A 12,705-nucleotide genomic window follows, 5' to 3' on the forward strand; every position below is an offset into this window, starting at 1 on the left:
TCATTGTTAGACAAACGAGCTCGTTCAGCATAGCAGATTTATTGTTATTTAACACCTATTTTTTGACAAATTAATAGGTATTAAATGTTTTTATTAACATAAAATTAAAAAATAAAAAACTTTATGTAGCTATACTGGTTTGGTCAATTATTTGATGTAACTTTTTCCCGTTTTAATTTTTATTAATAGATACTTAAATCAAATTATACGTTGAACAGATTTACCCGAGTTGCTTTCAAAACAATCTTGTGGATTATTGGAGTAATAATTGCGCTTGCGATTCTAATTGTGTTTCTAATTCGACTACCATCGGTTCAGAATTATATTGCCGGAAAAGTAACTCAATATGTTGAAGGCAAAATCGGCACCCCCGTTAAAATAGGATACATCAATATCGATTTTCCGAAGAAACTAGTTTTACAGGATATCTATTTAGCGGACCAAAGCAAGGATACATTGGCTGCTGGAAAATCGATAGCGGTAGATATCAATATGCTGAAACTGCTAAAAAATACTGTTGAAATTCAAAGTATAGAAGCAGAAGGTATCACCGCGAAAATTCGCCGTACATTACCTGATAGTTCGTTCAACTTTGATTATATTGTCAAAGCATTTGCATCACAAAAAGAAAGCAATCCAACTGCCGACAGCAGTTCAGCACTCCTATTCAACCTCGATAAAGTAAAATTTGATAAATTTCATATTGTCTATACCGATGATGTGATTGGAACAAGCGCTGACGTATATCTCAACAGCTTAAATACCAACATCAAGAAGTTTGATCTGACACAAAATATGGCTTTCAATCTTCCCAAAGTGAAGATCGATGGTCTGAGTGCTACCATCAAACAATGGCGGCCGATGGTTGACGGCGCGGCGCCCTCTGTTGAGGACTTTGGCATTACGGATAAAACGGCTCAAACAACCACATTGCTTCCTGATGTTGGCATACAGATCGCAGACTTGACTAATATCTTCGTGCGTTATGAAGATCAGTCCAGCCTCTTGAACACCAAGTTTTATGTCAAAAATCTTCACGCAGACATTAACAAGATCGACCTGAACAAAGAAGTTGTGGATATTCAAACAATCAGCCTCGACGGTTCGGACAACAGTGTGCTCTTTGGAAAGGTTCTAAAAAAAGCAAACAGCTCAGCTAAATCTACAGCAGATACGACCAAAGTAAACTGGATTGTATCGGCCAAAGATATTCAGATCAACAATACAAGTTTAGCTTACCGCGACGACAATCAGGCGCGAATGAAGGGTTTTGATTACTTTAACATGAAGATTGCGGGTATGAAAACCAGCTTAAGTGATCTTTACTACAGTGCCGACTCAATCAGTGGATCGTTGAAAGAACTCATAACGTCAGATCACTCGGGTTTTGTGATCAAACAATTAAAGGGAGATTTTAAGTACACAAATACCGGTACTGAAATCAAAAATCTGTATGCCGAAACTCCACGTACTCTCCTACGGGATTACGTAAAAGTCACCTATCCATCATTGGATATTGTTGCCAAAAAACCGGAACTTCTCTACGTCAATGCAACCATCAAAAAGAGTCATGTCGATATGCGCGACATTTACTATTTTGCCCCTTTTTTGGATACCATGCAGGTGATGAAACCCTTGATGGACAAAAAATTTGCTATCGATGGACGTGTTGTGGGTAAGTTAAATGATCTGAATATTCCAGCAATTGATTTTCAAACCTTATCCAATACACGTCTCATTGCAAGCCTACGTTTAAGGGGGCTTCCCGAGGTGGATAAAATGTCTATGGATCTTAATTTAAAAAAATTGACTACCGGACGCTCGGATATCGAGAAGCTAGTTTCAAAAAAAATGCTGCCTAGCGGAATTGAATTGCCCAATACGATCGGACTCACCGGAACTTTTAAAGGTGGAATGAACGCCTTTAACACCAATCTTTCGCTGGTAACAGAAAAAGGAACGGCTAAGTTTAATGGTAAAGTGGGCATGATAGGTCGCGATACGACCTACGACGCTTATGTAAGTATCCGTGATTTTGACATTGGTAAGATCATGAAAATGGACAGTACCTTAGGCATACTTTCATTTGAGGGGAAAATTAAAGGTCATGGAACCGATCCTAAAAAGCTTGTAGCCAACTTTGATGGTAAAGTAAACCGAATGGACGCCATGGGTTATCGGTATCAGAACATCGACATGAACCTGACCGCAGACAAAGGAGATATTAAAGCCGCTGTGGTTAGCCCTGATCCAAATATTCAATTGAAGTTAAATGCAACAGCGAATATGAAGTCTAAGTATCCACAGGTGGATTTTGAGCTTCAGGTAGATACCATTAATCTTAAAAATTTAAAGTTGATGGACGATGAGTTCAAATACCAGGGTAAACTCGTCGGAAATTTCAGTTCAGCCGATCCAAATTTTTTAAATGGTGCAGCACATATTACCAATTCCTCCATCTTTTACAGTGGTGCATATTATTCTTTAGACAGCATTTCGCTTATAGCAAAAGCCGATACCAGCCGTAATTTATTGCTATTAAAATCTGACTTTTTAAATGCTCATCTAGTTGGTAAATATAAAATTCTGGAATTGCAGAATGCTATTCAAGATATCCTACAGGTATACTACCAGCCGGGAAAAGCTGTTAAAGTGCCAAAATACGAGCCGCAGAACATTGAGTTTTCAGCCCAGCTGACCCGAACGAAGTTCATTAGAGATTTCTTACCAGAACTGACAGCAATGTCGGATATCACTTTGGATGGTATGTTCAACAGCCAATCAAAAACGATTCTCGCCAAGCTGGATGCACCGAAAATAATCTATAATGGCACTGAAATAAATAACGTTACCTTAGATATCAATACACTCGACAGTACACTATATTACTCGGCATTGATCAATAAAATTAAGGTAAGCAATATTGAACTAGTGAATACCGTATTCAGTGGTAAAGTCATCCAAAACAATCTGGATTTTGGCCTCTGGATAAAAGATAAGAAAGAGAAAGAACAGTATCATCTTGGCGCAAATATGCGTGTTGATAATGGGGCATTTGTTTTTAGCCTGCTGCAGGATGGCTTAATGCTGAATTACGACAAATGGACAATAAATCCAAACAATGTGCTCAGATTTGGAAGTACAGGGATCCAGGCCAATGAATTTATCTTAAGCAATAAGGGACAAGAGCTTAGTATATCTTCACAAGATAGTGTCCTTAATTCACCGATAAACATAGCGTTCAAGAATTTCCGGATTGAGACATTAAGTAAAATGCTGGAGAGCGAAACAGTAGAGCTCGGGGGTGGAATTAATGGTCAGGCGACCATATCACGTCTGGAGAGCAGCCCTGTATTTGTATCGGATCTTGTTATCAATAAATTTTACATCGGACAGGATACCGTTGGGAATGTCAATATTAAGGTTAACAATGAGAAAGAAAATACGTACAATGCCAATATAAGCATTACCGAGAATGGCAACAACGTTGTCTTAAATGGTGATTTTGTGAATCCTCCTCAGGGAGAAGCTCGCTTAGATTTCACTTTAGATATTGCGCCGCTTTCCATGCAGACCGTGCAAGCATTCAGCCTCGGATATCTTAAAGATTCGAAAGGAAATCTTGAAGGCCAATTGAAAATAACAGGATCACCATCTACACCGCTCATTAAGGGCGATGTTAAATTTAAAGATGCACAATTTAATATTGCCATGCTAAATGCACTCTTTAAAGCCAAAGATGAAACAATTCATTTAGATGAGCGGGGCATCACCTTTCCCAAATTTGCCTTAGAAGACAAGAAGGGAAATATTGCCAAGCTGACAGGATCCATAGCCACGACAACGTATACTGATTTTGATTTTAATCTCAACGTCAATACGGACAATTTTGAAGTGCTCAATTCAACACAAAGCGATAATGACATGTTCTATGGTAAAATGTATCTTACTTCGAATCTGCGTATTCGCGGAAATCTCGATAAGCCTATCGTGGACGGTACAATCAAAGTGCTGGATGATACCGATTTTACCTTTGTCATGCCAAACGATGATCCAGGGATGGCCGATCGTAAAGGAGTGGTTGAATTTGTTGATAAGCGGGATACAACAAGAGCGAATGTTTTTGCCAAATTAGATTCCATGACTGTCACCCGTTTAACGGGGATCGATGTGGACCTCAACCTTCAAACAGATAAGGATGCTAAATTTAAAATCCTTTTGGATGCCGGTTCACAGGATGCCCTGAATATACAGGGAGAAGCCGAGCTGAATGCAGGTATCGATGCCAGTAGCAAAATAACTTTGTCTGGAACCTTTACCGTTGACAAAGGAAGCTATTCATTTAGTTTTGGCCCTGTGAAGAAAGATTTTACGTTCCGCAAAGGAAGCACCATTACCTGGAATGGCGATCCATTGGATGCCCAGCTGAATATCACGGCAGCATATACGACCAAAGCACCGACTTTAGAGCTTGTAGCGACGCAACTCGGTTCAGAAAATGCCAATCTGTATAAGCAACGTATTCCGTTCAATGTCTTACTAAAGATTACAGACAAATTGTTTCAGCCGCAACTGAATTTTGATATTGACCTGGACGAAAACAACTCGGTTGTTTCGCAAGATGTAATCAGCAAGGTAAACAATGCATTGACGACGCTACGTGAAAATCCGTCTGAACTCAACAAGCAGGTCTTTTCATTGATTGTGTTGGGGCGCTTTATGTCGACCAATCCATTTGAGAGTCTTTCAGGTGGTGGTGGTACCGAAGCTATTGTGAGAAATAGTATCAGTTCCTTCCTGAGTGGTCAGTTGAACCGCTTGGCTTCCGAACTTATTACAGGAGTAGAACTGGATTTTAACTTAACCTCAGAAGAAGATTATGCTACAGGAGCGGGACAAACCCGTACGGACCTGAATATAGGTGTATCGAAAATGCTCTTAAATGATCGTTTAAAAATTACTATTGGTTCTAATTTTGAAGTGGAAGGAAACACGCGACCTGGAGAGACTGCCAATAATATCGCGGGAGATATCCAATTGGATTATCAGCTTTCACAAGACGGCCGTTATTTTGCACGGGTATACCGTAAGAATCAATATCAGGTCACACTACAGGGTCAATATGTAGAGACAGGCATTGGATTTATCATCAATATGGATTACAACAGGTTTAAGGAAATCTGGATGAGTTCAAAAAAACTCAAAGAGTACTATGATACGAACAGCAAGAGTTTCAGAAAACGGTTCGATGTGGAGCGCATGGAAACCGACTCAGTCTATCGTGATAGCGTTCGCACCGTCATCCGTGACAGTTTGATGCTACATAGTCCAGCATACAGAAAACGTATGGAGGAAAGAGAACAAGAGAAGCGTAAACAGCAATTGGACTCTGGCAAAAAATCACCAACAAGCAATGGTCCAAAATCAAATTTAGATACCATCAGAACAACAGCTATAAAAAATGAAGATGAGGAAAGGAGTTATCATGCGGGTTAGATTAAAGTATAGTGTTGGAATAGTAACATTCGTTGCATTCATAGCCTCCTGTTCGTCAACCAAAAATCTGAAAGAAGGAGAAAGCTTATATGTGAAGGGGAATGTCATCGTTGAGTCGGACACCATTTCTAAGGAAAACAAAGAAAAGATATCAACCCGCCTGGAAGAGGCCCTGATGCCCAAACCGAATAAACGACTGGCAGGCATACCTTTCAAGCTATATTTTAATAATATGGCTGCAGATTCAGTCGGGAACAACATCATAAAAAAATTCTTCAAGAAAATTGGTGAAGAACCGGTGTTGTTGCGGGATGTCAATCGAGAATATAATGAAAATCTATTGCGCAACCGTCTTGAAAATTTTGGTTTCTTTAATGCAGAGGTGAGATCCGATACATTAGTTGAAAACAAAAAAGCAACGATTAATTATACTGCCAAGCCCAATCTGATATATCGCATACAGTCCGTTACATTTGATGTTGACAGCAACAGTCAATTAGGGAAAGATATTCGTTCGAGTTCTGACCAAAGTCTCTTACAGGTAGGAAAGAACTACAGTTTAGATGTTATCTTAAATGAGCGTGACCGCATCGATAATGATCTTAAAAATAAAGGCTATTATTATTTCAGCCCAGATTACATCTTGGTTCAGGTAGACAGTTCGAACCGGAATAACAAGGTGGATATGTATGTTACAGTTAAAAAAGAGACACCGGCGCAGGCGAAAGTCCCATCCAAGATCAATAAAATTTACATTTTCCCGAACTATACGGAAACAAGCTCTGGTTATCAGCGATCAACGCGGAATGCCGAACTATACGATAGCAGCTATTATTTTATAGACCGTCAGCATCTTTACCGGAAGCCTGTTATTGCGAACCATATCTTCTTTAAACGGGGCGATATATACAACCGTAATGCCCACAATCAGACCATCAGTCATTTGGTAAATCTCAATAGCTGGAAATTTGTAAAAAACAATTTTGTCGACAGCAAAGAAGTGCCCAACGCGCTGGATGTCTACTATTACTTGACCCCATTACCCAAAAAGTCGCTTCGGGTGGAGCTTTTAGGAAAAATGGCTTCGGTATACAATGGTACTGAGGTGAATGTCAACTGGACCTTACGAAATGCATTTAAAGGTGCCGAGCAACTGAGCTTTAATGTATTCGGCGGTTATGAGACCCAGACGGGAGGATCGGCCGACCTCAATTCGAGTTATTACCGCTACGGGATGGAGGCGACATTGACTTTTCCTCGCATATTGTCTCCTTTTGGAAAAGTTTCGCCATCTCGGCGCTTTATTCCGAAGACTTATATCAAGGGGCGCTATGAGTTTTTAAATCGCCGCAAAGCTTATACACTAAATTCGATCGCATTGGATTACGGTTATATCTGGCAAGAGTCTGAAGAGAAGCAGCATGATCTCGCTTTAATGGAGATTACTTATGTTCAGCCTAAAGGCATTTCGGAAAACTACCAAAAACAAATGGATACCATTCCTGCACTGCGACATGCCATAGACCCGCAGTTTACCATTGGTCCAAACTACAACTTTACGTTTCAAAACACCATGAAGCAGCATTTGAAAAATACATTTTATTTCAAAGGCAACTTGGACCTGTCGGGAAACATACTTGGGCTGATCAAAGGAGCAGATTTTAATAAAGGGAAAACGTTCAAATTGTTTGACGCTTATTTCTCACAATATATCAAGATCAGTGGCGATGGTAGACATTATTTAAAGTTATCGGAGAATTCACAACTTGCTTCGCGGGTAAGTTTGGGTTTGAGCTATTCTTATGGCAATTCCCGCTCCCTTCCCTATTTAAAACAGTATTATGTTGGGGGCCCTAATAGTATCCGTGCTTTCGGTGCCCGCGCTATTGGTCCGGGAACAGTTGCCCCTGAAAAGTTGAGCAATGGACTTTTCTTTGCGGATCAAACGGGCGACATTAAATTGGAACTTAATACGGAATATAGAGCAAAATTAGCGGGGTTTGTTCATTGGGCCGCCTTTATTGATGCGGGAAATGTCTGGTTGCAGCGAGCGGATGTGAACAAGCCAGGCGGCAAATTTAGTAAAGATTTCTTAAATGAATTAGCAGTTGGCGGTGGAGCGGGATTACGCTTCGACTTCACTTTCCTGATTGTCCGTACCGATATGTCCATACCATTCCGTATCCCCTATCTTCCAAAAGGAGAACGTTGGGTTTTTAGCGATATTGACTTTGGAAGTTCTAAATGGCGTAAAGACAACTTGATGTTCAACTTAGCCATCGGCTATCCATTCTAGGCGACCGATTCGGCTTACGCCCTAGTAACACCAGGCTTGAAATTCATTCAAGCCTGGTGTTTTTTGTGGTCATTTTACCTAGGTCATACACTTGGAACGATGTTATCGGGTGTTTTTAACTCAGGATGAAATCCTGGCACCCTTTATTATGTCAAAAAACGAGTTATTCCCACGGCCGGCATTGATTTACTGACAATAATTGATTAAATTCAAGAATTATTTTTTGATCCAAATACATGTTCAGGAAATATCCATGCAGCATTGAGATACAAGCACGGATGAGGATAAGCTGGATATACTATATGGCATAAAGCTGCCATAAGGCAACCTGGGCTTGATCGGATAATTAGCGCATAAATAAACAAATAAAGTACATATGAAAGTAACTATTGTTGGTGCTGGAGCTGTAGGAGCTACTACAGCGGACAATTTAATCCGTCGGAATGTCGCAGAGGAGATTGTATTGTTGGATATTAAAGAAGGTTTTGCAGAAGGCAAAGCGCAAGATATGGCACAAACCGCAGCCTTATTGGGTTTTGAATCAAAAATCAAGGGGGTAACGAATGATTATCTTTCAACTGCTGGTTCTACTGTTGCTGTGATTACGTCGGGCATTCCACGTAAACCTGGAATGACACGTGAAGAATTAATCGGGACAAATGCGAATATCGTCAAGTCGGTTGTGGAGAACTTAGTGAAACATTCTCCTGATATTATCATTGTCATCGTTTCCAATCCAATGGATACCATGACTTATCTGGCCTTGAAGTCAAGTGGCTTACCCAAAAATAGGATTATCGGTATGGGTGGAACCTTGGATTCGGCCCGATTTAAATATCAATTAAGCGATAAACTGAATGCTTCCGCTGCGGATCTTAATGCGATAGTCATTGGTGGTCATGGCGATACGACGATGATTCCGCTGATTAAGCACTCCACGTGGAACAGTATTCCAGTGACTGACTTCCTTACCGTGGAAGAGCAGAATGAAATAATCCACAAAACCATGGTTGGAGGAGCTACATTAACCAGCCTAATCGGAACATCAGCATGGTATGCGCCGGGCGCGGCAACTGCTGCAGTTGTTGAAAGCATTGTCCGTGACCAAGGCAAATTATTTACGGCATCCGTTTATTTGGAAGGTGAATTTGGCCAAGAAGATATTACGCTTGGCGTACCCGTTATCATCAATAAAAAAGGCTGGGATCGGATCGTACCACTTCATTTGGATGAAGAGGACGAAGAAAAATTCCGCAAAAGCGCGGAAGCAGTCCGCAACATGAATAATGTATTAAAAGAAATTAAAGCCCTATAGGCGACAAAATAATAGGCTGTTGTACGCGAATAACAGCCTATTTCGCTGCCTCCTCTCCTTCAGATCTATTATCTTTCCTGTAGTGTCTTTCCATGTCGTAAACCTGCGTCCCTACCTGAAAACGTTGAAAAGGCGGCGGAAAGTTTCTTTTTTGATGGATTTTTTGGCTATGTTTGGAGGTATGACAACAGTACCATTTCAATTATTGGATTTACAAGGCCAAGGCACACACATTTTGGTTGATGTAGAAATTTATAGTCGTTCATTCAAGATGGTGATTGATACAGGTGCTTCTAAAACTGTATTTGATAAAACACAATTGGGCCATCTTTTAGAGGATCAATTGAAGCTTGAACCATCTGAAACACTATCGACAGGGCTTGGTACTAATTCAATGGAAAGCTTTAACCTAGCAATTCCAAGCCTGAAAATTGGCGAATGGGAGATCAACAAACTAAACACTGCGGTATTGGACTTAAGTTCCATTAATTATGCCTACGAACAGATGAATCTAGATCCAGTGATTGGCGTATTGGGGGGAGATATTTTTGCAGACTATGGTGCTGTCATCGATTATGCCAAGCGCACCCTAAAATTACGGAGCCGAAAGCTAAAACTTAAATAAACGTTTTTGGATGTGGAACCGGAGATAAGCGTAATAAACGACTGCTATCATAATACCTAGCCCGCCCATCGCATATAATGTTATCCTCAGGCCACAATAGCTGGCCAGCGAACCGATCATCAATGTGCCGATCGGGAAAATCCCCTGAAAGGCCATCACGTAATAAGAGATCGCGCGGGCACGATAAATCGGTATGGCGTGGGTCTGAATATAGGTATTGATACTTGACGTTTGCATCATCATCGCAAAAGATACCAACATGACATATACGAGCGCCATCTGAAGCATGCTAGAATGCGCTAGAAGCAACAATGCCATGCCCATCAGTGCGGCAGCTCCCATCACCTGATACCGCAAATTGGTACCAGATTTTAAACGTGCCATATTAAAGGCACCAATCATAGCTCCCAATCCAGCTGCACTTTCAAACCAGGAAAAGGTGCGTTCATCACCGTGAAACATTTCTTTGGCTATGGCCGGTAGCAACGACGTGTAGGGAATGACAATCAGGCTGGAAAAGGTCATGATGATAATCAGCGAAGAGATATGTGGCGACCGTTTGAGATAGCGAAAACCTTCGACCAAGCCTTCCCAATTGGTCCCCTTGCTCAGCTGAGCATGAGTTTCGTCGACCCGCATCATCAATAGCGTAATGATGACAGGGACAAAACTAATAAAGTTAAGTGCAAAGCAGGCGAGTTCGCCGTAAGTACTTAATAAAATCCCTCCTATTGCGGGTCCCACCATGCGTGCGCCATTGAAAATGGTTGAGTTCAGGGCAATGGCATTCGGCAGATCTTTGCGATCTCCAATCAAATGCATCATAAGGGACTGTCGTCCCAAAACGTCAAAGGAGTTAATGATCCCTTGTATAAGTCCCAATGCGGAAAGCCATAACACACTCTCCCACTTCAGATACACCACCAAAGTCAAAATACCCGCCTGAATCATGAGACCAATTTGGGTCATCAAAACCAATTTATACTTTTTGTGCTTATCAACAAAACTCCCAATAAATGGCGAAAGGATGAGCGAAGGCAATAAAGAGATGAACTGGACAAAACCGAGCCAGAATACAGAGCCCGTAATTTCATAGACCAACCAGCTAATAGCTATACGCTGCATCCATGTTCCCATCAGGGAAATTGCCTGTCCAATAACATGTAAACGAAAATTTCTATATTGGAGCGAACGGAAAACCTGCATACATTAAAGATAATACTATAATAAAGTATAACAAAAAATTAGCCGAAGAGATTCTTTTTTTGCAAAGATAATGATGCAATAGGTGAAAATCGATGCTTCAATAGTGGAATATAATCGATAACTTTGTACTGTTATTTTGAACAAAAGAATAATCAAATAATTATCATTCAACACAATACACAATGAAATTTTTTATTGACACAGCGAACCTAGAACAAATCAAAGAAGCTCAAGATTTAGGCGTATTAGACGGTGTAACGACCAATCCAAGTTTAATGGCTAAAGAAGGTATTAGCGGTGATGAAAACGTAATCAACCATTATAAAGCGATCTGTGCGATCGTTGATGGCGACGTAAGTGCAGAAGTTATTTCTACTACTTATGAGGAAATGATCAAAGAAGGAGAAGCGTTGGCGGCTCTTGACAATAAGATTGTTGTTAAAGTTCCTATGATCAAAGATGGCGTAAAAGCAATTAAATATTTCAGCAAAAAGGGTATTAAAACAAATTGTACATTGGTGTTCACAGCGGGTCAGGCGTTATTGGCAGCTAAAGCTGGTGCAACCTATGTATCTCCTTTCATCGGTCGTTTGGATGATATCTCTACAGATGGATTGGCGCTGATTGAAGATATCCGTTTGATCTACGATAACTACAACTATCCAACGCAAATATTAGCGGCTTCTGTACGCCACAGTGCGCACATTCTAGGATGTGCTAAAATTGGCGCTGATGTGATGACAGGTCCGTTGTCGGCGATCCTTTCCCTATTGAAGCATCCATTGACAGATAGCGGTTTGGCTACATTTTTAGCTGATCACGCTAAAGCTGCAGGAAAATAAGGTATTTATAGTTCCATATAGCGTCAAAACCGATAAGTAAGATGACACAAATCTTAAACTTATCGGTTTTCTTTATTTTATCAGATTCCGTATTTTTGTCTTATCAAAGCTTCGGCTGACTAGTGAAAAAGATTTAATTTTTGTTTCATCCAGCGAAGGGTAAAAGGGGAAAAGTGCGATGAATAAATTCGTCAGACAGTTTTTAAAACTTGTAAATGACCATAAATTTCTCTTAGTTTGTATTTGATCTAAGGCTTAACGAAGAAAATCCATGGAAGATTCCAACACTGTATATCCAGAAATTCTCAAACGAAATAGTTTAAAAGTTACCCAGCCACGTTTGAAGGTACTTGAAATTATCTCCCGTAAAGATTCGGCTATTTCTCAGCCGGAGCTGGAAAAATTACTGGGCAAGGATATTGACCGTGTTACATTATACCGCGTACTGGCCAGTTTTGAAGAGAAAGGGATTATCCATAAAATCTTTGACTTACATGGTACGGCCACATATGCCATGTGTTCGACAAACTGTTCAGAACATGATCACCACGACCAACACGTACATTTTATTTGCCGGGTGTGCAATTCTGTGTACTGTCTGGAAGATATGACTTTACCGAAGGTATCTATACCTGAAGGCTTTAGTCTCGAAGCCATAGCGGTTAATGCGCTTGGTGTGTGCAATCATTGCAAAAAATAAATCAGGCTATACGAATCTAAAACTATTTGTCGGTTCAAGTGTCTATACATCAGCTATCGGAAGATGCTCCGTTTAGCTCGTTATTGTCGTGCCAACTGCTGTTTTTTTTGTACCTTGTAGTAATATCGATCTTGCTATCCGACACTCTCACGCTGCTTTCCAGAAGCTGGCTTTGTGCGATCCATTACCGCAGGCAGCTAGCGAAAAGCCGAAGGTTGTTGAGGA

The 12,705-nt window shown here is 40.6% G+C and carries 7 protein-coding genes; 6 read left to right on the forward strand and 1 reads right to left on the reverse strand.

What is annotated here, in order from left to right; all coding sequences use genetic code 11:
• Window positions 1–210: 210 nt before the first annotated feature.
• The 4 genes from VXM68_RS01125 (at window position 211) to VXM68_RS01140 (ending at window position 9,732) form a co-directional block, all read left to right on the forward strand.
• Window positions 211–5,496, forward strand: a complete 5,286-nt coding sequence (locus VXM68_RS01125) for a translocation/assembly module TamB domain-containing protein (protein ID WP_367210205.1) — start codon at window positions 211–213, stop codon at window positions 5,494–5,496.
• A complete protein-coding gene (locus tag VXM68_RS01130; protein ID WP_367210206.1) occupies window positions 5,468–7,792 on the forward strand; it encodes a BamA/TamA family outer membrane protein in 2,325 nt (774 codons plus the stop codon). Before VXM68_RS01125 ends, VXM68_RS01130 begins: the two co-directional genes overlap by 29 nt.
• Before the next feature lie 376 nt (window positions 7,793–8,168).
• Window positions 8,169–9,107, forward strand: a complete 939-nt coding sequence (locus tag VXM68_RS01135) for a malate dehydrogenase (protein WP_209581619.1) — start codon at window positions 8,169–8,171, stop codon at window positions 9,105–9,107.
• A gap of 181 nt (window positions 9,108–9,288) precedes the next feature.
• Complete coding sequence (locus VXM68_RS01140; protein WP_294187417.1) at window positions 9,289–9,732, forward strand: aspartyl protease family protein; 444 nt, start codon at window positions 9,289–9,291, stop codon at window positions 9,730–9,732.
• On the opposite strand, the gene VXM68_RS01145 is transcribed toward VXM68_RS01140, so the two are convergent.
• The gene (locus VXM68_RS01145; protein ID WP_294187419.1) at window positions 9,718–10,938 is read right to left on the reverse strand and encodes an MFS transporter; all 1,221 of its coding nucleotides are present in this window, start codon (window positions 10,936–10,938) and stop codon (window positions 9,718–9,720) included. The two genes, VXM68_RS01140 and VXM68_RS01145, sit on opposite strands and share 15 nt — an antisense overlap.
• A gap of 182 nt (window positions 10,939–11,120) precedes the next feature.
• Here VXM68_RS01145 and fsa point away from each other — a divergent pair, with 182 nt between their 5' ends.
• Together fsa and VXM68_RS01155 are read left to right on the forward strand one after the other, a co-directional pair.
• Complete coding sequence (gene fsa, locus VXM68_RS01150) at window positions 11,121–11,780, forward strand: fructose-6-phosphate aldolase (protein ID WP_209581614.1); 660 nt, start codon at window positions 11,121–11,123, stop codon at window positions 11,778–11,780.
• Between the two features lie 271 nt (window positions 11,781–12,051).
• Window positions 12,052–12,480 (forward strand): Fur family transcriptional regulator, encoded by a 429-nt coding sequence (locus VXM68_RS01155; protein WP_209581612.1) that lies wholly within the window; start codon window positions 12,052–12,054, stop codon window positions 12,478–12,480.
• Window positions 12,481–12,705: the final 225 nt, after the last annotated feature.

It is taken from the genome of Sphingobacterium sp. R2 (assembly GCF_040760075.1).
Lineage (GTDB): Bacteria > Bacteroidota > Bacteroidia > Sphingobacteriales > Sphingobacteriaceae > Sphingobacterium.